The following is a 21131-nucleotide window of genomic DNA, read 5'->3' on the forward strand; positions in this document are numbered from 1 at the left end:
CATCATAAAACAAAAAAGGCCATGATTTACAATGGCCTTTTTATCCTGACAATACTTAGTGAGACAACGCGAGATCGCGTGAAACGTTACTCGATGTTCTGAATCTGTTCCCGCATTTGCTCGATCAGTACTTTCAACTCAATCGCTGAAGCGGTGACGTCGGCGTTGATGGATTTTGAGGCCAGCGTGTTCGATTCGCGGTTGAATTCCTGCATCATGAAGTCGAGGCGGCGGCCGACGGCTTCTTCTTTTTTCAGGATTTTGTAGGTTTCTTTGACGTGAGCGTCGAGGCGGTCGAGTTCTTCCGAGACGTCGACGCGCTGTGCCATCAGAACCAGTTCCTGTTCCAGACGGTTATTTTCCAGCTGTACCTGCGCATCTTCCAGCTTGCTTTGCAGGCGCTCACGCTGCCATAGCAGGATGTTCGGCATCTGGGCGCGCACGTTGACGACTTCGGCGCTGACACCGGCCAGACGCTGTTCGATCATCCCTTTCAGCGCATCACCTTCGCTTTCACGGGCGGCGATGAAATCATCCAGCGCGCCTTCCAGTGCGGTCAGCAGTTCGGCGCTGATGGTGTCCAGATCCTGCTCTTCCGCTGACATCACGCCGGGCCAGCGCAGGATATCAACCGGATTGATCTCCCCTTCATCGCTCTGCATCTTGACCCAGTTAGCGGCATTAACCAGCTGTTTAGCCAGCTTTTCGTTCAGGATCAGCGCACTTTGCGCACTTGGGTCGAGCTCAAAACGCAGGTTGCATTCGATTTTGCCACGGGTTAAACGGGCACGGATGCGCTCACGCGCAACAGGTTCGAGGCTGCGGAATTGTTCTGGTAAACGAAGATAGGTTTCCAGATAGCGCTGGTTAACGGAACGCAGTTCCCAGGCTGCGCTTCCCCAGTTGCCCTTGATCTCTCGGCGGGCGTAAGCGGTCATGCTGCGAATCATTGGTGCATACCTGTAAAGCAAATGATGAGAAGGATTATAGCGTTGAGTCCCGTGCAGGGGATAGGAAAAACCGTTTGCCTAGTGCTACCCGTCGAGAATCAGGCAGCGTAAAGTAAGGCTTCGTTCTGTCTGGCGATGTCGCGACAGCGGTTTTTCATCATCTGTTTCAGTTGCAGCGTCGCCTGTGATTGTGGGTTATCACGGCGGCTGATCAGCGTGACTTCAAAAGGCAGTGGCTGGTCGATAGGGACAATTTTTAGCTGGTCGGCATAGCGACAGGCGGTAAAGAGATCGACGATGCCCGTGCCGCCACCCGCCAGCACCATGTCAGCAATCACCGAGTAGGTTTTGATGTAGAGCGAAGCCGCTGGCTGTAGCGCTCTGTCGCGCAGCGCACGGTGTAGCACCTGACCGAGCGGATCCTTATGCTGCATCATCAGCAGATTGTTGTTGCACAGCCATTCCAGCGAGACGGGGCCATTTATCGGGCTGTCTTTCGGCAGCAGGGCAACCATCGTGGACTGGAACAGCGGTTCTGCCAGCAGCTCGGGTGGTACCTGCTGACCAAAAATCAGCGCGAAATCGAGCTGGTTTTGCAGGATGTTCTGGCACAGCGTGCTGAAGTGTTCGGTAACCAGTTCAACGTTAACCGAGGCTGCCTGCTTATGAAATTCCACCAGCGTTGGGGCCACGATCATTTGCCCGAATGCGTGCGCTGCACCCAGCCGTACGGAGTGGGCCTTGCTGGTTTTGATTTGTTCGGTGAGTGAACTGATGCTTTGCAGATGGCTGAAAAGCTCCTGCACTTTCGGTATCAGACGCAGCCCTTCTTCGGTGGCGATCATGCCCTGTGTGCGACGTTCAAACAGGGAAAAACCGAGCTGCTGTTCTGCGTGATTCAATACCCGGCTGACGTTCGGCTGCGAGACGTTGAGCAAGCGGGCCGCGCCGCTGATGGTGCCTGCCTGAACAATGGCCTGGAAAATTTCAATATGGCGTAATCGCATGAGTGCAGGCTCCGGCTGATGCTTTCTAATGAGCATCGTATGAGTAATAACCAAAATGCCTGCAATTATTACGCCAGTTTCTAATTTTTTTCCTGCGCGGCCCGCGGCGTTTCCTAATGATTAGGATGCACAATTATGGTGCGCAATGATCCATAATTGTGCGTCATGGTCGAAGATGGTGCAATTCGACCTGTGTATGATAGCGCGACAGATTTAGCGATAAATATCGGCGACGGGTTCTTCACCCACATAGCCATAGCCGCGGTACATGCCTTCGCTGTTAAACGGCAGGGCGATGTTGCCGGCTTTATCGACGGCAATCAGTCCGCCGCTACCGTCCATTTGCAGTAATTTTTCCATGACTACGCGATCGCTGGCCTGCTGTAGCGTGAGTCCGGCATATTCCATCAGCGCCGAGACGTCATAGGCGGCGACGGCGCGCATAAAGACTTCGCCCGTGCCGGTGCAGGAAACCGCCACCGTCTGGTTATTGGCGTAACAGCCCGCGCCGATGATTGGGCTGTCACCCACGCGTCCGGCCTGTTTGTTGGTCATGCCGCCCGTCGAGGTTGCTGCCGCGAGATTCCCTGCGCTGTCCAGTGCTACCGCGCCGACGGTGCCGAATTTACGGTCGGGATCGATAGGGTCGTTCTGGCCGTCATGATCGAGGATGACGCGGCCTGAGCCTGCCTGCGCGTTATGGAGCTGCTGGCGGCGTTCGTCGGTGGAGAAAAACGCCGGATCAACCATTTCCAGATCGTGCTGCTGCGCAAAGGCTTCCGCGCCGTCGGCAGTAAACATCACATGCTGGCTGGCTTCGAGTACGGTACGCGCGGCCAGAATTGGGTTACGGATATGGCTGACGCAGCTTACCGCACCGGCATCCAGCGAACGTCCGTCCATGATGCTGGCGTCCAGTTCGTGGGTTTCCGCGTGGGTGAAGACCGAGCCGTGTCCGGCATTGAACAACGGACACTCTTCCAACAGGCGGACGGCTTCCGTTACGGCATCCAGCGCGCTGCCGTTTTCAGCCAGAATGCGTTGTCCGCTGGCGACAATCTCGGACAGCGCCGCCAGATAGCGTTGCTCTTTTTCAGCACTCATAGCTGAGCGGGTCAGCGCACCTGCGCCACCGTGGATCACAATCACGGGCTTTGTCATGCGATAAATTCTCTTTTCAGTCGGTTTACGCCCCGGAATAAGGGGCGAATAGGCCATCAGTTTTGCGTTGTCGCCAGATAGGAAAAGGCACCCAGCAGGCTGGTGATTTCCCGCATGCTCTGCGCCGTATAACCTACGGTTATGGCATCCAAACGTTCAACATTCGGCAGCAGACAGAATAGATCGGCCAGTACCGGTTTTGCCACCATCAGTTCAAGACGGTAGGGGGCCTGAATCCGTGAGTTCAGCGTCCGGTGTGTTTTTTCCACTGCCGCTTTTGCTGCGTCACGAATCACCTGACGCGCCTGTTCAGTGCTGAGGGATTCGGCCGCGTGCTGCGAGATGGCGCGTTTGACGCAGGCGTAGTCGGTGGCAGGGTAGTAGCGGGCGATCCAGCTCTGGAGCGTGTCGTCACCGCTGACCAGCCAGAGCGGCGTCTTCTGTTCCACGCCGGCGGCAGCGTAGATGTCGCTCTCGCCCATGACTTCACCGTTGATGCGCACGCGGTAGAACGCCCGGCCGTTGATGGTATGCGACAGCACGCCAAACTCGCCTGCGGCGCTGTGGTAGCCGATGAACATCAGGCCGTCGAACTGCTGTTGCTCCAACCCTTCGACCATCGAGTAGCCGCGCGGTTTGCCCTGTACCAGTCGGGCGCGAGCGTCGATGTTCTCCGCGCGCAGATTGACCATTGCCGCATGGCTGTCGGCGACCACCACCTCTGTTGCGCCACCCGCGAACGCACCGTCAATCGCGGCGTTCACTTCCTGTTCCATCAGGCCGCGTGCCAGCTGGTATTCCGCGGTGCCGGGGCTGCACTGTTCTGGGCGCATCACGCCAGCGATCCCTTCGATATCAGCAGAGATAAACACTTTCATCATCAGTTTCCTACGGGAGAATTTGCTTATGGATAAAGAGTTGCAGCCAACCGATCCAACGCCTGTGGCAGCGTCGGGCGATGATGGCCGCGAAAACCGGTCACGGCGTCTGCCTGAAGCATGGCGTCGAGCACTGCGTGTTCGGTCGCGTCGGCGGCGGCGCTTAACAGCGATTCAAGCTGCGCATCCTCCGGCGGCTGTGGCTGTGGACAGGTAGAGAACGCGACGGCGATATCGCCGGAACCGTGTCCCCAATAGCTGCCGAGCCGACCTAATCCTGCACCAGCACGCTTGGCGATGCGCTTGAGCTGACGGGCATCGAGCGGGGCATCCGTCGCCATGATAATGATGATCGATCCCGCGTCCTGCTGCGGTGCGAGCTCGGGCAGGATAGGCGCGATAGCGTTCCCCCTCTGCACGCCGTCTAGCGTCAGCGAAGAAAGCGTGCCGAAGTTTGCCAGCACCAGTACGCCGAGCGTGGCGTTCAATTCGGGAATCAGGCGCGATGCGGTGCCGATGCCGCCTTTCAGGCTAAAGCAGCTCATCCCGCGTCCAGCACCGACGCTGCCGCGTGTGAAGCTCTCTGCCGCATTGTCCAGCGCCTGTCGCGCCATGTGTTCCGTCACCGCCAGCGCCTGAATGTCGTTCAGCCAGCCGTCGTTGCACTCCAGCGCCAGCGGGTTCACCGTCGGCAGCGTGCGACCCAGTTCAGGATTACGGGCAATGGCATCGCGCACCAGCGTGGTAAACAGCGTGCCGGTTGCCAGCGTGTTGCTGAGCAGGATAGGCGTTTGCAGTAATCCCAATTCTTCGATCTGTACCAGTCCTACGGGTTTGGCGAAGCCGTTCAGCACCGCCGCGCCGCAGGGCAGAGGCTGGGTGAACAGGTTCTCGCCGGGCGGCACAATTGCCGTGACGCCAGTTTGCACTTCGCCTGCCGCCAGCGTGCAGTGGCCGACGCGTACGCCTGCCACATCACTGATACTGTTATGCGGCCCGCTTGCCGAGCGCGGCGAACCCAATTGCCGCGTCGTTTTCCAGCGTTTTAGCAACAGCGCCTGCTGCTGTTGCTGATAGTCGTTCATCTGGTGATCGCCGTGCATCGCCTTCCTCAGCTTTTCAGTTTGGGATCGAGCGTATCACGCAGCGCATCCCCGAGCAGGTTAAACGCCAGCACGGTGAAGAAGATCGCCAGACCTGGGAACACGCTAACGTGCCAGGCGCCCGCCATCATCAGGCTGCGGCTCATGGCGAGAATGTTGCCCCACTCCGGTACGTCCGGCTCCGGCCCGAGGCCGATGAAGCTCAGGCCTGCCGCGGTCAGAATACTGGTGCCGATACGCATGGTGAAATAGACGATCACGTTAGGTAGCGTACCGGGCAGGATGTGGCGCATCAGCACGATGCGATCCGGCGCACCAGCGCAGCGTACCGCTTCCACATAGGCCGCCTGTTTTAGCGACAGCGTAGAGGCACGCACGATACGGGCGAAGACCGGTACGCTGAAGACCGCGACGGCGATAATCACGTTATTCAGGCCGGGGCCGAGGATCGCGACGACCGCAATCGCCAGCAGCATGCCGGGGAAGGCGAACAGCACGTCGGAACCGCGCATGATCAGCGTATCCACCCAACGGCCGTAGTATCCCGCCAGCAGGCCGAGCACGATGCCGACCAGCATGCCCAGCGTGACGGAAAAGATGCCGATATATAACGAGATGCGTGCGCCGTAGATGATGCGGCTCATCACATCGCGTCCGAGATCGTCGGTACCCATCCAGTGCGCTGCTGAAGGCGGTGAAGCCAGCGATGCCCAGTCAGGCTCCATGGGGTTCCACGGTGCCAGCCAGGGGGCGAAAATGGCGACCAGTACCAGCAGCAGGACGAAGCCGCTGGAAACCAGCGCCATCGGGTTACGGATAAAGACCTGAACGAAGTCGCGCCACGGCGAACGTATCGTCTCTTCATCAAGCGTGGCAACGGCCACGACGGGTTCTGGAGGAAGGTTCATCGTGTCTCCTAACGTAGGCGAATCGCCGGATTGACCACCGCGTACAGCAGGTCCACCAACAGATTAATGACAATAAATTCAAACACGAACAGCATCACCAGCGCTTGAATGACCGGCTGATCCTGCGTTTTGATTGATTCAATCAGCAGCCAGCCCAGACCCGGCCAGCTAAACACGCTCTCGACCACGATGGAGCCACCGAGCAGGAAGCCGAATTGCAGCCCGAGCATGGTGATGACTGGAATCAACGCGTTACGCATCACGTGCTTCCAGGTGACTAGCCGATTGCGCAGCCCCTTGGAGCGCGCGGTGCGGACGTAGTCTTCCTGCGCAACTTCCAGAAATGCGGAGCGGGTAAAGCGTGCCATAACGGCCGCTACCGATGCCCCGAGCGTCAGCGCGGGCAGAATGATGTCGCTGGGCTGATTAAAGCCGCTAACGGAAAAGACGCCGAACGGCATGGCGACAAACTGAATCAGCAATAGACCGAGCCAGAACGGCGGCATCGAAATTCCGCCGACCGCGAAGCTCATCAGCGTCCAGTCCTGCCATTTCCCCCGCTTGAGCGCGGAAACCACGCCAATCAGCAGGCCGAGCAGCACCGACCAGACAAAGCCTGCCAGCGCCAGCCACATGGTGGGCATAAAGCTCTTGCTGATGACGTCGATGACGGGTTGCTGGGTGCGGTACGTCACACCCAGATCGCCACTGAACAGGCCGCCGAGCCAGTGGACATACTGCTGCGGCAGCGGGTCGTTCAATCCTAACTGCTGACGGGCGGCTTCCACCGCCTCAATGGTCGCGTCAGCACCTGCGTAAATACGTGCCGGGTCACCCGGCAACAGTTTTATAAAACCGAACACTAACAGGGAGACCACCAGTAGAACCGGGATCATTTCCAGCAAACGTCGGACGATATAAGCAAACATGGCGTTCTCCCTGACCGATTACTTAAATTCAGCCTGATCGAAGATCAGTGAGCCATCAGCCAGCATGTACACGCCGTCGAGGTTCTTGGTTTTGCCGACAACGTTGTCCGGCGAGCCCAGGAAGACCACAGGCGCATCCTGCCAAATCTGACGTTGTGCATCAGCGTAAGCCGCGGCACGTTTGTCTGCATCGGCAGTTGCCAGCCCAGCGGTAATCGCTTTATCCGTTACCGGATTGCTGTAGTAGGAAACGTTATACGCAACCGGAACCCAAGACTCTGTCGCGAACAGCGGACGCAGCGCCCAGTCAGCATCACCGGTAGACGGAGACCAGCCGTTGTAGAACAGGTCAAATTCGGCGTCTTTCGGATCTTTTACGCCAAACAGCTTGGCGTTACGCATCCCTGAATCCATCGGGGTGACGGTGACCTTGATGCCGACCTGCTCTAACTGCTGTTTGAAGAACTGTGCGCTACGGATGTAGTCGGTGCGGTTCGTCGTCCACAGCTTCAGGCTCAGGCCATTGGCGTAGCCCGCTTCTTTCAGCAGTGCCTTGGCTTTTTCTGGGTTATAGGTGTAGTTCGGTGAGCTTTGGCGTGCGAAGAACTGCACGTCTGGTGCCATCGCAGAAGAGGCAGGAACGCCCATGCCTGCAAAGCCAACTTTCAGCCAGATGTCACGGTTGATGGCGTAGTTGAGCGCCTGACGCACGCGGATATCGTTCAGTGGCGGACGCAGGTTGTTCATCGCCAGCCAGAATTGATAAATACTCGGGTCGCGCTGAATCGCCAGCTTGCTGTCATTTTGTACGGTGCCGATCAGGTCGGAAGGCAGCGGATAAACGGCATCAACCTGGCCGGATTTCAGTGACGCCACGCGGGTGGAATCTTCCGGCGTTGGGTAGAAGGTCACGCTGTCGACTTTCGGCCAGCCTTTCTGCCAGTAGTTGTCGAATTTCACCAGCTTCACGTCTTTACCCTGCTGCCATTCGGTGAACTTGAACGGGCCAGTACCGACTGGGTTCACGCGCAGCTGTGCTTCGTCTGGGTATTTCTTCAGCGCTTCCGGGCTGTGCATAACGGCAGACGGGTGCGCCAGCGTGTTCACAAAGGCACCGAAAGATTTGTTCAGCTCGATTTTGACCTGCGTCGGCGACAGCACGGTGACGGTTTGTACCATGTTAAACAGGCTGTTGCGTTTTAAGCCTTTGCTCTGATCGGCCAGACGGTCAAGGTTAGCTTTAACGGCGTCGGCGTTGAACGGCGCGCCGTCCTGGAAGGTGATGCCTTCACGCAGCGTCACGACGAACTCGGTTGCGGTGTCATTACTGGTGTAGCCCGTCGCCAGACGCGGCACCAGCTTCATTTTATTATCGAACTGGAACAGACGCTCGAAGATGCCGCTCTGAATGGAGTAGCTCAGCGTGTCCGAGGTATCGTGCGGGTCGAGCCCGGTGATATCGGCATAGATGGAAATGCGAAGGTCTTGCGCCTGGGCTACAGCCGCCAGACACAGTGAGAGCCCGAGGGCAACGGCAGAGCGGCGAACGAATGGCTTCATGGTTTCTCTCCTGGTCAGTTATGAACGTGTGTTGTGTTTTATGAATACGTTGTTTTTTATAAATAAATTGTGTTTTATGGCTATTTTTTTGTCATGACGTCGTGTTTCAGGCTGCCGATTCGTTGTCGGCAACCCAGTGCTGCGGCGCAACCTCTCGGTAGCGCGTTTTGGCGACGGCCTCGCCTGCTTTACGCAAAGGTGAGGGGATTTCGCTGTCGTCAAACTGGCGTGTGCCGCGACGGGTTGGATCGGCAATTGGAACCGAGGCCAACAGGCGGCGGGTATACGGATGCTGTGGGTCGTTAAACACTGACTGACGCGGGCCGATCTCCACAATCTGGCCGAGGTACATCACCGCGACACGGTTGGCGATGCGCTCGACAACCGCCATATCGTGCGAGATGAAAATCCACGACACGCCGGTTTTCTTCTGGAGATCCATCATCAGGTTGACGACCTGTGCCTGAATCGACACATCGAGCGCCGAAACGGCTTCGTCAGCAATGATGACCTGTGGCTGTAGCGCCATGGCGCGGGCAATCGCGATACGCTGACGCTGCCCGCCGGAAAATTCGTGCGGATAACGGCGCGCGTGCTCTGGCAGCAGACCGACGCTTTTTAACAGCGCCTGCACCTGTGGTGTCGCTTCTTCCAGCGATTTCACCAGCCCGTGCAGCAGCAGCGGTTCGGCGATGGTGAAGCCGACCGTCAGGCGCGGGTTGAGCGAGGCGTACGGGTCTTGAAACACCATCTGCATTTCCCGACGCAGCGGCTGGAAATCCCGCTCTTTCATCTGGGAAATTTCGTTACCCTGAAAATGAATGCTTTCGGCTTGGCTCTGTACCAGACGCAGCAAGGCACGTCCGGTGGTGGATTTGCCACAGCCACTTTCCCCCACGATAGCCAGCGTTTCGCCCGGCCAGACATTGAAATCAATCTGCTCTACCGCATGAACGTGGTGGGTAACGGTGGATAGAATCCCGCTGCGCATCGGGTAATACACCCGCAGCCCGCGAATATCCAGCAGTGGCTCGGCGTCATAGCGGGCGGTAATCTGCTCACTATTTTCTGGGTCGGCAGCCTGCCCTAATAAAGGAAAGCGTTTTGGCCAGAGGCTATCGCGCATATCGCCTAGCTTCGGCACCGCAGCCAGCAGCGATTGGGTATAAGGGTGTTGCGGTGCGGCAAAAATCTGTTCAACAGTGCCTTGCTCCACGATCTCGCCGCGGTACATCACCACCACACGATCGGCTATTTCCGCCACCACACCCATGTCGTGGGTGATAAACAGCACCGACATGTCGCTCTGCTGTTGCAGGTCGCGCAGGATTTGCAGAATGCGTGCCTGCACGGTGACGTCCAGCGCGGTAGTTGGTTCATCGGCAATCAACAGCTGTGGATCGCAGGCCAGCGCCTGTGCAATCATCACACGCTGGCGCATCCCGCCGGACAGCGAGTGCGGGTAGCTTTTCATCACGCGATCGACGTCTGCGATGCGCACCTTGTGCAGCAGCTCACGGGCTTTTTTGTCCGCGCTGGCGGCATCGCAGATTTTGTGGTCAAGCAGCGCTTCAGTGAGCTGATCGCCAACTTTCAGCACCGGATTAAGCGACGTCATCGGTTCCTGAAAAATCATGGCGAGATCGCGACCGCGCAGCTTACGACGCGCTTCCGCTTTCATGCTCAGCAGGTCATGCTGCTTGCCGTCGCGTGCGGTGAAACGGAGCGCACCGCGTTCGATGTTGGCAGAGTCCGCCAGCAGCCCCATGACGGCGAGTGACGTCACGGACTTGCCTGAACCACTTTCGCCGACCACGGCGACCACTTCCCCTTTATTTACGGTAAAGGAAATGCCTTTTAGCGCCTGATGCGTGCCGGAACGGCCGCTAAAGCTGACGCTCAGGTCATCGATTTCCAGTACAGGTCTGGGGGCGTTACCAGGTGCTGTGGCGGCACCCGCGTGCATGATATCCGTCATGGTCACTCCGGTTGATGGTTTCATGGTTGCTTCGGTTGATTGCGTCATAGCCAAATTCGGCCGAGGTTATAGGTCAGATAAGGCGAACTGTCGGCGGCTAGCCAAATAGGGCCATCGAGATCGACGTGCTCGGCATCTGCGGCGACGGGCAGGGCGGCTTCCATCGCCATTGATGAGCCCAGTGTGCAGCCGACCATAATGCGCAGGCCGTGAAAGTGGGCTTCGCGCACCATCGCCAGCGCTTCGGTCAGCCCGCCACACTTGTCCAGCTTGATGTTGATCATGTCGTAACGACGGCGCAGCCCGACGATGTCTCCGCTGTGGCGGCAGCTTTCGTCCGCGCAGATCGGAATCGGGTGAGAAAACCGCTGTAAATCCTCGTCTTTACCGACAGGAAGCGGTTGCTCAATCATGGCGACCTGATAAGGCAGCAGGGCCGTGGACAGGCTATGTAAATCGAGTCCACTCCAGCTTGCTCTCGCGTCGATAATCAATCTGGCGTTAGGCGCGGCGGCACGAATGGCGGCGACCTTCTCCAGAATCAGCTCGCGATCCAGTTTGATTTTCAGCAACAGGGCGCCGTGGGAAACGGCATTGGATGCGGCGGCGGCCATTCTCTCCACGCTGTCGAGCGCCAACGTTTGCGCACAGATCACGGACGTGGGGGGATGAATGCCGATGCGCTGCCACAGCGTCTGTTTTTCCAATGCGGTGTTGAGCCGCCACAGGGCGCAGTCCAGCGCATTTCTGGCCGCACCCGGTGATAAATCTTTCTGGAGCTGTTCGATGGTCAGGCCGTGTTCTATTGCCTCACGGACCGCAGAGAGCTGGCGACATACGCTGTCGGCGGACTCGCCATAATGGGCGACTGGCGTACATTCGCCTTGTCCAATAAATCCTTTTTCTTCCAACGCGACGCGGATAACGGTAACCGCGCGACGCGTCCCGTTATCAACCGCCATAGGACGGGCTAGGGGCAGATTGACCGTTTCAATTTGCATATGCCGCATCATGTTTTTTCTCATCAACGTTCAGGGGATGAACGGACTATTTCATGATGCATCATCATTGACGAATACTTGTTCATCAGTAGGGTATAACCTCAGGTTATACCCTAAGTTCAAGGTATGGCTTTCTGATACCGCTTTCCCGCAACGCGAAGGATTTCGTGTATAATACGCGCCAGTTTTCATTGACCCACCGGAGATGAGCCATGCGCCCAACAGGCCGAAGTGCACAGCAAGTACGCCCCCTTACATTCACCCGTCATTACACGAAACACGCTGAAGGTTCCGTTTTAGTCGAATTTGGCGATACCAAAGTGTTATGCAATGCCACGGTAGAAGAGGGTGTTCCGCGCTTTCTGAAAGGCCAGGGACAAGGATGGGTCACCGCCGAATACGGCATGCTGCCGCGTGCGACGCACAGCCGTAACGCGCGTGAAGCCGCCAAAGGTAAGCAGGGCGGTCGGACGCTGGAGATTCAGCGCCTGATTGCACGTTCTTTACGTGCGGCAATCGACCTGAAAGTACTCGGCGAATACACCATTACGCTCGACTGCGATGTCTTACAGGCGGATGGCGGCACGCGTACGGCGTCTATCACCGGTGCCTGCGTGGCGCTGGCCGATGCGCTGAACCAGATGGTTGCCAAGGGTAAGCTGAAAAAGAACCCGATGAAAGGCATGATCGCCGCCGTGTCCGTCGGCATAGTGAACGGCGAAGCGCTGTGCGATCTGGAATACGTGGAAGATTCCGCTGCGGAAACCGACATGAATGTGGTCATGACCGAAGACGGCCGCATGATTGAAGTGCAAGGGACGGCTGAAGGTGAGCCGTTCAGCCACGAAGAATTGCTCACCCTGCTGGCGCTAGCCCGAGGGGGAATTGATACCATCGTTCAGGCGCAGAAAGCCGCCTTAATCGATTGATTTTATAAGCGACCAATTGGTCGCTTTTTTTATATCTGAAGACGAGGAGATGCAGTAATGAAAGCCTACCAGCGCCAGTTTATTGAGTTTGCACTCAGCAAACAGGTATTGAAGTTCGGCGAGTTCACCCTGAAATCCGGGCGCATTAGCCCCTATTTCTTCAACGCCGGGCTGTTTAATACCGGGCGTGACCTGGCCTTACTGGGTCGTTTTTATGCGGCAGCGCTGGTGGATTCTGGCGTGGAGTTCGATTTGCTGTTCGGACCGGCTTACAAAGGTATTCCGATTGCGACTACCGCTGCTGTCGCGCTGGCAGAACACCACGATCGCGACCTGCCGTACTGCTTCAACCGCAAAGAAGCTAAAGACCACGGTGAGGGCGGCAGTCTGGTTGGTAGTCCGTTACAGGGCCGTGTGATGCTGGTGGATGACGTGATTACGGCCGGTACGGCGATTCGCGAATCGATGGAAATCATCGGTGCGCACGGGGCGACGCTGGCGGGTGTGATGATTGCACTGGATCGTCAGGAACGCGGTCGTGTTGATTTATCCGCGATTCAGGAAGTTGAACGCGACTATCAGTGCAAGGTGATTTCGATTATTACGCTGACGGATTTGATCGCCTATCTGGCAGAAAAACCAGAGATGGCAGCGCATCTGGATGCAGTAAAAGCCTATCGTGAGCAGTACGGGATTTAACGTTGTGAGTCAGGAGCCCGAGGTTGCTGACCAAGCCTGTAGAGCGGGAGTAACGGATAGATCGTAAAGACGCTACAAGTACGTCCCTGTAAGCTCGGATTGCGCCATCCCTGGCGCAAACGCTTTACTCTTCTATTCCGTTACCCCGTTTCCGTTTGGCAAATAGGTTTGTCAACGGTCGAACCCGCCAGAAATATCTGGCGGGTTTTAATATCTAAGAGCGGCGTTTAGTTCAGCTGTGCCGCCAACAGTGGCCAACGGGTGTTGAATTCCTGCGTTGGACGATAGCGGAATTCAGAGCGAATGAAGCGCGACAGCATCCCTTCGCAAAACGCTAACAGCTGGCTAGCCAGCAGCGTTTCATCATGCTGAAAGCCTTTGCCATCGCGTAGCTTATGCTCGCGCAATACCTGCCGCAGCTGCGATTCAATACGCTCAAACAGCTGGTTAATACGCCCTTGCAAGCGATCCTGTTCAAACATCAGTGCGTGACCGGTCATGATGCGAGTCAGACCCGGGTTCCGTTCCGCAAACCCTAAAATAAGCAGCAAAATCAGACGAAGACGATTAAACGTTTCTTTTTCATCTTGCAGAATCAGGTTAATGCGGGTGGTCAGGCTATCCTCAATAAATTCAATCAGGCTATCAAACATCCGCGTTTTACTGGGGAAATGCCGGTAGAGCGCTGCTTCGGACACGCCGACGTTCGCCGCCAGTTTTGCTGTGGTGATGCGTTGGCTGCCGTCGCTGGATTCCAGCATCTGTGCCAGCGCCTGCAAAATTTCCTCGCGGCGGTTCCTTTTCGTATTTTCTTTTTCTGCCATGTCTGAAAAGACCCTTGCTAAATATTTGACTGACAAGCACCCGTTAGTGCCACAGTAGCCATTTCTTTTTGGATAGATAGGCGCTGTGGCTTATAGGAATTTTTTACACTATGGGTGGCTGGATCGCGTTAGCTACGGCCGGAGTGGCCGAAGCCGCCTTCTCCACGTTCGCTGCCGACAAAATCTTCGACCAGATTGAATTCGGCCTGAACGACGGGCACAAAAACCATCTGTGCGATGCGCTCGCCCGGCTCAACCGTAAACGTTTGTTGACCACGGTTCCAGACGGAAACCATCAGCTGTCCCTGGTAGTCCGAATCAATCAGCCCCACCAGATTCCCCAGCACTACGCCGTGCTTATGGCCCAGCCCGGAGCGAGGCAGGATAACCGCCGCCAGCCCAGTATCGGCAATGTGAATCGCCAGCCCGGTTGGGATCAACGTGGTTTCCCCTGCTTTAAGTTCAATCGCCTGATCCAGACAGGCACGTAGATCGAGCCCGGCAGAACCCGGTGTGGCATAGGTTGGTAACGGAAATTGCTGCCCAACGCGTGGGTCAACAATCTTAACGTCGATTTTTTTCATCATAACGGCTGATAATCTCGTCGATTAATTTTTGGCCAAGCAGACGCTTGTCGCACTGCGGCAACGGCGTGTCACCACCTTGCCAGAAAAGGTGTAACGCATTGGTTTCACTATTAAAACCATGCCCGGAAAGAGAGACGTTGTTCGCACAAATCAGATCCAGCTTTTTACGCGCCAGTTTTTGTCGGGCGTATTCTTCCACATTCTGGGTTTCGGCAGCAAACCCGACAACATAAGGACGATTTTTCGTCATGGCTGCGACACCGGCGATAATATCTGGATTTTTGACCAGAGTGAGAGTCATTTCATCGCCCTGCTGGTTCTGTTTTTTAATCTTCTCATCGGCGATGTGTTTGGCGCGGTAGTCGGCAACCGCCGCGCAGCCAATAACAATGTGCTGCTGGGCCGCGTGTTTCATCACCGCATGCTCCATCTCCAACGCGCTGCCGACGTCAATGCGTGTGACGCCCTGCGGTGTAGCGAGCGAAACGGGGCCGCTTACCAGTGTGACATTCGCACCACGGGCGGCAGCGGCCTGTGCGATAGCAAAGCCCATTTTCCCTGAGCTGTGGTTGGTGACAAAGCGAACGGGATCCAGCGCTTCCCTCGTCGGCCCGGCGGTGACCAGAATGTTCAGATGTTGCAGATCGTTGATGGCAGAAAAATGACGCTGCGCCAGCCCGACAATATCCATTGGGTCGATCATGCGACCCGGCCCAACGTCGCCACATGCCTGGCTGCCGCTATCCGGCCCCCAGATCGGTAAACCGCGCGCGGCCAGCGTGCGCAGGTTGTCCTGCGTGGGCTCTGCGCGATACATCTGCTGATTCATCGCAGGGACAACGGCGATAGGGGCGGATGTTGCCAGACAGATCGTGGTTAGCAGGTCATTCGCCATGCCGGCGGCGATTCGTGCGATCAGATCGGCAGTCGCTGGGGCGAGAATGACTAAATCAGCCCATTTTCCTAACTCGATGTGGCCCATTGAGGCTTCTGCCGCGGGGTCGAGCAGGTCGTCTGATACTGGGTAGCCGGAGACAGCTTGCAGCGTTAGTGGCGTGATGAAAACTTTAGCGGCAGAGGTCATGACAACACGTACGTCGGCTCCGCCATCGCGCAGACGTCGCACCAGTTCCGGGCACTTATACGCGGCGATGCCGCCGCTGATACCCAGCACGATTCGTTTGCCGGAGAGTGCGTTCAGGCTGGAAAATTCCGTCATCATCATGGTCCGATTGAAAGTCAGAAGATGCGCTATTTTACCATAACCTTGCGGCCAGATAGGAATCTTAAGGTTGTTGCCGTGATTTCCCTAAGAAGATTGCGAAGCGCTTCGCAGCCTTTTATCACCGGTGTCGTCCGGTTTTTACGGGCGTGACATGATGCCGTCGAGCGGTATAGGGAGAAGGTGATGGGCTGGGAAAAGGGATTGGCACCGCGTGAAAAATTGGTGCGTTTAGGGGCTGAATCGTTGACGGATGTCGAATTGCTGGCGATTTTTTTGCGTACGGGATTACCAGGCGTACATGTGATGCAACTGGCAGAGGATTTGCTGGTGCAGTTCGGATCGTTATATCAACTGATGACGGCCGATCAGTCCGCATTTCGTACCGTCAAAGGAGTGGGAATATCAAAATATACGCAGCTCAAGGCGATCGCAGAGCTGTCGCGGCGGCTGTTTTTCTCTCGTCTGGCGAAAGAGGACGCCATGCTGAATCCGGAAGCGACCGGTCAATATTTGCAGTTGTTGTTGTCCCGGCGTGAGCGTGAAGTTTTTTTAGTTCTATTTTTGGACAATCAGCACCATGTTATTCGCCATCAGGAGATGTTTGTTGGTACGATTAGCAGCGTGGAAGTCCACCCACGTGAAATTGTGCGTGAAGCGCTAAAGGCCAATGCCGCTGCGCTGATATTGGCGCATAATCACCCGTCGGGCAAAGCAGAGCCGAGTCAGGCTGACCGTGCGATAACCGAACAGATTATCAAAGCGTGTCTGTTAATGGAGATCCGCGTACTCGATCATTTGGTCATTGGGCATGGCGAATACGTTTCTTTTGCCGAGCGCGGCTGGATTTGACCGATATTTCCGCGATCCAGTGGGATCTTTAGCTGTTCGGGACTTGAGCACTTACGCTTCAGAGCGTATACTACGCCACCTTTGAGAATCTTGGGTGTGGCGTTAAGAGCCTATCTCAGCAGGTTTATCCTGATGACAGAGTCTTTTCAGTGAAGTTGCTGAGATGGGCTCTAAAGCCTGACGAGGCGGCCAAACCCTATACGAAGCTCGAGCTGATTTTGATTTTTGGAGAATAGACATGTCCCGAGTCTGCCAAGTTACTGGCAAGCGTCCGGTGGCCGGTAATAACCGTTCCCACGCAATGAATGCGACCAAACGCCGTTTTCTGCCAAACCTGCACTCACATCGTTTTTGGGTTGAAGGTGAAAAACGCTTTGTAACGCTGCGCGTATCTGCAAAAGGTATGCGTGTTATCGACAAGAAGGGTATTGAGACGGTTTTGGCCGATCTACGTGCCCGTGGTGAAAAGTATTAAGGAACTGAATCATGGCTAAAGGTGTTCGCGAGAAGATCAAGCTAGTTTCTTCTGCTGGTACTGGTCACTTCTATACCACTACGAAGAACAAGCGTACTAAGCCGGAAAAATTGGAACTGAAGAAATTCGATCCAGTTGTCCGTCAGCACGTACTCTACAAAGAAGCTAAAATTAAGTAATTTCTGCTTCTTGATGAAAACCCAGCCTTGGCTGGGTTTTTTTTTGAACTTATTTTCTCATTCTTCCTCTTGTATCCCTTTTTGCATTATGCCAATTTTCTGGGCTCTGGCTTCTACAACCATCCGATAATGAAAATATGGACTCGATATTGCACCAGCTTTTGTTAGCGACACCACAGACGCAGCTCTCACTTTTGATCGAAGCGATTTATGGTTTAGATCCAAAGGTAGACCAGCGTATTGAAGCGCTGTTGTATCGGCAGGATACGGTGAAGCAGGAAAAATTGCTGAAAGAACGTATTGCATCTATTGCTCGTGGTAAACGATTTATTGATTATTATCAGAGCCATGGCTTTGCTATGGAGCTTGAGGCGCTGGTTGGTGATATCGGCTATCTGATCGACGACGCACCGAAAAAAGCATTTGCACTGATTGATGCACTGATGTCCACGCATGCTCGTGTTTATGAGCGAGTGGATGATTCCGATGGAGCTATTGGTGAGGCATATGCGGCGGCGCTTTCGGTTTGGGTTAAGGCAGCCAGCCAGTGGCGAGCACAAGGTGGAAAGACGTGGAATTGGCCTGATGAGGTAAGAAAACGGCATGATGAGAACGATTATGCCGTGTGGGATGATTTGATTGCACAAAGTGGCACGTTACTTACCGAGCCAGAGTTGCGGCAACTGGCGCAGGACTTTGAACGTGAATATGCTGCCGCCTTGGCCTCTGCACCGCACAAGGAATATAACTTTCGTGCTGCGCATGCCACTCTCGGTATTTCTGGGGTGGCACAAGCTCTGAAAGATGTCACGCTCTTTGAGCGCGCTACACTTTTAGGCTCTCCAAAGCCTAATGAATTGCAAAAGCTCCACATTGTGGAATTCTGCCTGTCGATCAATGAAGCGCAGTCGGCGCTGAAGTGGATATCGGAACCTTTCCAGCATTACGCCGAGGACAAACGGCAGGCACTGCTGGATAAAGCCTACGTCCAGCTTGGCGATCAAGACGCACTCCTTGCGTTACGGCGCGAGGCCTATCGGCAACGTCCCGATTATACTCGGCTACAAGCACTGCTTGCCGTCTTGCAAGATGAGACGGAACGAGAAACGTTACAGAATCAGGCGGCTACCCATGCGTTGGCGATGGAAGATATTGAATCCAGAATTGATACGTTATTGGCACTGAATGATTATGGGCAAGCATCAGCACAACTGCTTGCCCATTGGGAATCACTCAATGTCTTCTTCGGCGTATTGTTGGGTTGGGCAGAGCAATTTCATGATGCGGAATGCCCTTTAGCTGAAGTAATTTGCTATCGTCTGCTACTCGACGATATTTTATCTGCTGGCCGGAGTAAGGCATACGATCACGCAGCAAATTATTATCGTCAGTTGGAGAAATTGGCTTCTCGGATAACAAGCTATGCGCCACTATTGGAATGGGCGGATTATCAGGAACAGCTAAAACAGCAGCATGGCCGAAAATATTCATTTTGGCAGCGTTTGCAATAATTGAGATACTCCCCAGAGAGAGAATATGCCTGAATTACCTGAGGTTGAAACCAGTCGTCGGGGTATTTCCCCTTATCTCGTTGGTCACACCATCCTTTATGCGGAAGTGAGGAACACGCGCCTGCGCTGGCCGGTATCCGCTGAGGTTCTCTCGCTGAGCGATGAACCCGTTCTCAGCGTGCGTCGGCGGGCAAAATATCTGCTGATTGAGTTGACTCGCGGCTGGATTATTGTGCATCTCGGCATGTCTGGCAGCCTGCGGGTGTTGCCGGAATATAGCGAACCGGAGAAACACGATCATGTTGATTTGGTGATGGATAGCGGTAAGGTGCTGCGTTATACCGATCCTCGGCGTTTTGGTGCCTGGCTGTGGACGGATAACCCTGAAACCTGCTCGGTATTGGCGCATCTCGGGCCAGAACCGTTAGAGGCGGAATTCTCAGCAGATTATCTTTATCATGCTTCACGCGGTAAAAAGACAGCAATCAAACAGTGGATTATGGATAACAAAGTCGTCGTCGGCGTAGGTAATATTTACGCGAGCGAATCGCTGTTTGCTGCGGGTATCCATCCTGACAGAACGGCTGGATCGTTAAATGAAAACGAGGCAGCCATATTGGTGAGCGTGATTAAACAGGTGCTACAGCTTTCGATTGAGCAGGGGGGCACGACGCTGCGTGACTTTTTGCAATCAGATGGCAAACCCGGTTATTTCGCGCAGGAGCTGCGAGTCTATGGCCGCAACGGTGAACCTTGTCGGACATGCGGAACGCTGATAGAAACCGCAAAACACGGGCAGCGCAGCACGTTTTTCTGTCGCCGCTGTCAGAAGTAATCGGCGTTACAGATAAAATCTCAGACAAATAACAATGACGAAAATTCTTTTTAAGGGAAAAAAGCATGCGGCGCATTTTGTTGATAAGAATCGATTTTCTGGGGGATATGGTATGTACCACAGCGTTGATTCATTCTTTGAAAAGAAAATGGCCAACTGCCGACATTCATGTATTGGCGAATAAGTATAATTCATACGCGCTTGAAGATAACCCAGACGTAAAAGAAGTGCATCGTTACGTTTACAGCAAAAGCCGAGAGAGAAATAATCGTAGTGGTTTAATCAGCTCATTAATCGATAAGTTTCTTTTGATTATGCATTTAAAACGTTTGAATTTTGATTTGCTGATTATTCCTAATGGTGGGATGAATAAGAATGCAATTCAGTTCGCCAGATGGATGGATATTCCTGATAAACGTTGGCACACGGCTGAGACAGAGTTTGACGATCGCAAGATCGAACATGTTGCTAATCGGCCAATAAAACATGAAGTATTAGCTGGGTATGACTTAGTGCCAGAGCTTGGTGTGACGAGCACAGATGATTTACGTCTTTATGTTTATCCTTCTCTGGGATTAAAAAATAAATGGTCAGAAACGTTAGAAAATAACGGTAAAGCGAATATCGGATTTTTTATATCAAATAAAGCACATGAGCGCCGTTGGCCGTGGGGAAATTGGTATTCGCTCGCTAAGTTACTTGGCGATGATTTCAATATTATTATTTTCTCTAATCCTGGCGAGAAGCCGGAACAAGATGCGCTTAATGGCATTACGGTTCAGTGTATCGATACTGAAACAGTGCCTGATCTTATCGCAGCGATGAGCCGATTAGATCTGGTTGTTTCGGCTGATAGTGCACCTGTTCACCTTGGTGCGGCGTTGCAGATACCGGTTGTCGGTCTATTCGAAGCAAGACCAGAGAAATACTTGCGTTGGTATCCGATTGGCGTAAACCATGTTCTGTTGCATTCAGGTAAATGCATCGACAGCATCAGCGTGGTGGATGTTAAAGACGCGGTTATTTCTCTTATTCCGCAAACGTATGATTAGTGAAGCTTTTCCATTAAGGCACTAACGATAGCATCGGGTAAGAAATGCGATACGTCACCGCCGTGACGGGCCACTTCCTTAACCAAAGAAGATGAAATAAACGACCATTCTTCCGACGGCATCAGGAACACGCTTTCGAGTGTCGGCATCAGGTGGTGATTCATTTTTGCGAGCTGGAGTTCATATTCGAAATCGGCAACGGCTCGCAAACCCCGCACAAGAATATTGGCGTTTTGCTGCTGTGCGAAGTGCACCATGAGATCGCTAAAACCAACCACTTCAACGTTCGGTAAATGCTGTGTTGCACCTTTTGCCAGCGCCACGCGCTCATCCAGAGTGAAAAGCGTATGCTTGCTCGGGCTGGCAGCGATGGCCAGCACCACCTGGTCGAACATGCGTGATGCGCGCGTCAGCAGATCCAAATGACCGTTGGTTAATGGGTCGAACGTTCCAGGATAAATTGCTTTGGTTGTCATCACGTCAGCCCTTCA

At 54.6% G+C, this 21131-nt stretch carries 22 protein-coding genes; 8 read left to right on the forward strand and 14 right to left on the reverse strand.

From position 1 onward, the window contains the following. Nucleotides 1–86 precede the first annotated feature (86 nt). The 10 genes from LOZ86_RS01480 to ycjG all read right to left on the reverse strand — a co-directional run bounded on the left by LOZ86_RS01480 (nt 87) and on the right by ycjG (nt 11484). Nucleotides 87–950: a YicC/YloC family endoribonuclease gene (locus LOZ86_RS01480; RefSeq protein WP_039483124.1), complete on the reverse strand. Its 864-nt coding sequence runs from the start codon at nt 948–950 to the stop codon at nt 87–89. 98 nt (nt 951–1048) lie between these two features. Further along, nucleotides 1049–1957 (reverse strand): LysR family transcriptional regulator, encoded by a 909-nt coding sequence (locus tag LOZ86_RS01485; RefSeq protein WP_039483122.1) that lies wholly within the window; start codon nt 1955–1957, stop codon nt 1049–1051. A gap of 213 nt (nt 1958–2170) precedes the next feature. Continuing rightward, nucleotides 2171–3118: an isoaspartyl peptidase/L-asparaginase family protein gene (locus LOZ86_RS01490; RefSeq protein ID WP_039483119.1), complete on the reverse strand. Its 948-nt coding sequence runs from the start codon at nt 3116–3118 to the stop codon at nt 2171–2173. Nucleotides 3119–3174: 56 nt separating this feature from the next. Continuing rightward, complete coding sequence (locus LOZ86_RS01495) at nt 3175–3996, reverse strand: M55 family metallopeptidase (RefSeq protein ID WP_039483117.1); 822 nt, start codon at nt 3994–3996, stop codon at nt 3175–3177. 26 nt (nt 3997–4022) lie between these two features. Further along, nucleotides 4023–5081: a DmpA family aminopeptidase gene (locus LOZ86_RS01500; protein ID WP_230243143.1), complete on the reverse strand. Its 1059-nt coding sequence runs from the start codon at nt 5079–5081 to the stop codon at nt 4023–4025. 26 nt (nt 5082–5107) lie between these two features. After that, entirely contained in the window at nt 5108–6007 is a 900-nt protein-coding gene (locus tag LOZ86_RS01505) for an ABC transporter permease subunit (RefSeq protein ID WP_010300708.1), read from the reverse strand. Nucleotides 6008–6015: 8 nt separating this feature from the next. Next, nucleotides 6016–6936, reverse strand: a complete 921-nt coding sequence (locus LOZ86_RS01510; protein ID WP_014913740.1) for an ABC transporter permease — start codon at nt 6934–6936, stop codon at nt 6016–6018. Nucleotides 6937–6954: 18 nt separating this feature from the next. Next, on the reverse strand, nt 6955–8496 hold the full coding sequence (locus LOZ86_RS01515) for a glutathione ABC transporter substrate-binding protein (RefSeq protein WP_039474573.1): 1542 nt from the start codon (nt 8494–8496) through the stop codon (nt 6955–6957). Between the two features lie 106 nt (nt 8497–8602). Continuing rightward, nucleotides 8603–10474, reverse strand: a complete 1872-nt coding sequence (locus LOZ86_RS01520; RefSeq protein WP_230243144.1) for an ABC transporter ATP-binding protein — start codon at nt 10472–10474, stop codon at nt 8603–8605. 44 nt (nt 10475–10518) lie between these two features. Next, on the reverse strand, nt 10519–11484 hold the full coding sequence (gene ycjG, locus LOZ86_RS01525; RefSeq protein ID WP_230243145.1) for an L-Ala-D/L-Glu epimerase: 966 nt from the start codon (nt 11482–11484) through the stop codon (nt 10519–10521). 203 nt (nt 11485–11687) lie between these two features. On the opposite strand from ycjG, the gene rph reads away from it, so the two are divergent. Together rph and pyrE are read left to right on the forward strand one after the other, a co-directional pair. Next, nucleotides 11688–12404, forward strand: coding sequence for a ribonuclease PH (gene rph / locus LOZ86_RS01530; RefSeq protein WP_102117023.1), 717 nt, complete (start codon nt 11688–11690; stop codon nt 12402–12404). 57 nt (nt 12405–12461) lie between these two features. After that, nucleotides 12462–13103 (forward strand): orotate phosphoribosyltransferase, encoded by a 642-nt coding sequence (gene pyrE, locus LOZ86_RS01535; protein ID WP_111778842.1) that lies wholly within the window; start codon nt 12462–12464, stop codon nt 13101–13103. 227 nt (nt 13104–13330) lie between these two features. Here the strand turns inward: pyrE and slmA are convergent, their stop codons facing one another. From slmA to coaBC, 3 genes are all read right to left on the reverse strand, one after another. Next, nucleotides 13331–13927, reverse strand: a complete 597-nt coding sequence (slmA, locus tag LOZ86_RS01540; RefSeq protein WP_039483111.1) for a nucleoid occlusion factor SlmA — start codon at nt 13925–13927, stop codon at nt 13331–13333. 128 nt (nt 13928–14055) lie between these two features. After that, nucleotides 14056–14514 carry a dUTP diphosphatase gene (gene dut, locus LOZ86_RS01545; protein ID WP_010285710.1) on the reverse strand — a complete coding sequence of 153 codons (459 nt, stop codon included), beginning with the start codon at nt 14512–14514 and terminating at the stop codon, nt 14056–14058. Further along, complete coding sequence (gene coaBC, locus LOZ86_RS01550) at nt 14492–15739, reverse strand: bifunctional phosphopantothenoylcysteine decarboxylase/phosphopantothenate--cysteine ligase CoaBC (protein ID WP_039513389.1); 1248 nt, start codon at nt 15737–15739, stop codon at nt 14492–14494. Before coaBC ends, dut begins: the two co-directional genes overlap by 23 nt. Before the next feature lie 183 nt (nt 15740–15922). On the opposite strand from coaBC, the gene radC reads away from it, so the two are divergent. The 6 genes from radC (at nt 15923) to LOZ86_RS01580 (ending at nt 20640) form a co-directional block, all read left to right on the forward strand. Further along, nucleotides 15923–16588 carry a RadC family protein gene (gene radC, locus LOZ86_RS01555; RefSeq protein ID WP_039483106.1) on the forward strand — a complete coding sequence of 222 codons (666 nt, stop codon included), beginning with the start codon at nt 15923–15925 and terminating at the stop codon, nt 16586–16588. Nucleotides 16589–16826: 238 nt separating this feature from the next. Continuing rightward, nucleotides 16827–17063 (forward strand): 50S ribosomal protein L28, encoded by a 237-nt coding sequence (gene rpmB, locus LOZ86_RS01560; RefSeq protein ID WP_039278630.1) that lies wholly within the window; start codon nt 16827–16829, stop codon nt 17061–17063. A gap of 11 nt (nt 17064–17074) precedes the next feature. Continuing rightward, entirely contained in the window at nt 17075–17242 is a 168-nt protein-coding gene (gene rpmG, locus LOZ86_RS01565; protein ID WP_002208990.1) for a 50S ribosomal protein L33, read from the forward strand. A 149-nt stretch (nt 17243–17391) separates the two neighbouring features. After that, nucleotides 17392–18753: a DUF6880 family protein gene (locus tag LOZ86_RS01570; RefSeq protein WP_161546758.1), complete on the forward strand. Its 1362-nt coding sequence runs from the start codon at nt 17392–17394 to the stop codon at nt 18751–18753. Between the two features lie 25 nt (nt 18754–18778). Continuing rightward, complete coding sequence (gene mutM / locus LOZ86_RS01575; RefSeq protein ID WP_103160455.1) at nt 18779–19588, forward strand: bifunctional DNA-formamidopyrimidine glycosylase/DNA-(apurinic or apyrimidinic site) lyase; 810 nt, start codon at nt 18779–18781, stop codon at nt 19586–19588. 65 nt (nt 19589–19653) lie between these two features. Then, on the forward strand, nt 19654–20640 hold the full coding sequence (locus LOZ86_RS01580) for a glycosyltransferase family 9 protein (RefSeq protein ID WP_039490167.1): 987 nt from the start codon (nt 19654–19656) through the stop codon (nt 20638–20640). On the opposite strand, the gene coaD is transcribed toward LOZ86_RS01580, so the two are convergent. Next, a complete protein-coding gene (gene coaD, locus LOZ86_RS01585; RefSeq protein ID WP_039490165.1) occupies nt 20637–21116 on the reverse strand; it encodes a pantetheine-phosphate adenylyltransferase in 480 nt (159 codons plus the stop codon). The two genes, LOZ86_RS01580 and coaD, sit on opposite strands and share 4 nt — an antisense overlap. Nucleotides 21117–21131 lie beyond the last annotated feature (15 nt).

It is taken from the genome of Pectobacterium parvum (genome assembly GCF_020971565.1).
GTDB classification, from domain to species: domain Bacteria; phylum Pseudomonadota; class Gammaproteobacteria; order Enterobacterales; family Enterobacteriaceae; genus Pectobacterium; species Pectobacterium polare.

Excerpts from the sequence above, each read along its gene's own strand:
- LOZ86_RS01480 (WP_039483124.1), bottom strand. The coding sequence starts at position 950 with ATGATTCGCAGCATGACCGCTTACGCCCGCCGAGAGATCAAGGGCAAC.
- LOZ86_RS01485 (WP_039483122.1), bottom strand. The coding sequence starts at position 1,957 with ATGCGATTACGCCATATTGAAATTTTCCAGGCCATTGTTCAGGCAGGC.
- LOZ86_RS01490 (WP_039483119.1), bottom strand. The coding sequence starts at position 3,118 with ATGACAAAGCCCGTGATTGTGATCCACGGTGGCGCAGGTGCGCTGACC.
- LOZ86_RS01495 (WP_039483117.1), bottom strand. The coding sequence starts at position 3,996 with ATGAAAGTGTTTATCTCTGCTGATATCGAAGGGATCGCTGGCGTGATG.
- LOZ86_RS01500 (WP_230243143.1), bottom strand. The coding sequence starts at position 5,081 with ATGAACGACTATCAGCAACAGCAGCAGGCGCTGTTGCTAAAACGCTGG.
- LOZ86_RS01505 (WP_010300708.1), bottom strand. The coding sequence starts at position 6,007 with ATGAACCTTCCTCCAGAACCCGTCGTGGCCGTTGCCACGCTTGATGAA.
- LOZ86_RS01510 (WP_014913740.1), bottom strand. The coding sequence starts at position 6,936 with ATGTTTGCTTATATCGTCCGACGTTTGCTGGAAATGATCCCGGTTCTA.
- LOZ86_RS01515 (WP_039474573.1), bottom strand. The coding sequence starts at position 8,496 with ATGAAGCCATTCGTTCGCCGCTCTGCCGTTGCCCTCGGGCTCTCACTG.
- LOZ86_RS01520 (WP_230243144.1), bottom strand. The coding sequence starts at position 10,474 with ATGACGGATATCATGCACGCGGGTGCCGCCACAGCACCTGGTAACGCC.
- ycjG (WP_230243145.1), bottom strand. The coding sequence starts at position 11,484 with ATGCGGCATATGCAAATTGAAACGGTCAATCTGCCCCTAGCCCGTCCT.
- rph (WP_102117023.1), top strand. The coding sequence starts at position 11,688 with ATGCGCCCAACAGGCCGAAGTGCACAGCAAGTACGCCCCCTTACATTC.
- pyrE (WP_111778842.1), top strand. The coding sequence starts at position 12,462 with ATGAAAGCCTACCAGCGCCAGTTTATTGAGTTTGCACTCAGCAAACAG.
- slmA (WP_039483111.1), bottom strand. The coding sequence starts at position 13,927 with ATGGCAGAAAAAGAAAATACGAAAAGGAACCGCCGCGAGGAAATTTTG.
- dut (WP_010285710.1), bottom strand. The coding sequence starts at position 14,514 with ATGATGAAAAAAATCGACGTTAAGATTGTTGACCCACGCGTTGGGCAG.
- coaBC (WP_039513389.1), bottom strand. The coding sequence starts at position 15,739 with ATGATGATGACGGAATTTTCCAGCCTGAACGCACTCTCCGGCAAACGA.
- radC (WP_039483106.1), top strand. The coding sequence starts at position 15,923 with ATGGGCTGGGAAAAGGGATTGGCACCGCGTGAAAAATTGGTGCGTTTA.
- rpmB (WP_039278630.1), top strand. The coding sequence starts at position 16,827 with ATGTCCCGAGTCTGCCAAGTTACTGGCAAGCGTCCGGTGGCCGGTAAT.
- rpmG (WP_002208990.1), top strand. The coding sequence starts at position 17,075 with ATGGCTAAAGGTGTTCGCGAGAAGATCAAGCTAGTTTCTTCTGCTGGT.
- mutM (WP_103160455.1), top strand. The coding sequence starts at position 18,779 with ATGCCTGAATTACCTGAGGTTGAAACCAGTCGTCGGGGTATTTCCCCT.
- LOZ86_RS01580 (WP_039490167.1), top strand. The coding sequence starts at position 19,654 with ATGCGGCGCATTTTGTTGATAAGAATCGATTTTCTGGGGGATATGGTA.
- coaD (WP_039490165.1), bottom strand. The coding sequence starts at position 21,116 with ATGACAACCAAAGCAATTTATCCTGGAACGTTCGACCCATTAACCAAC.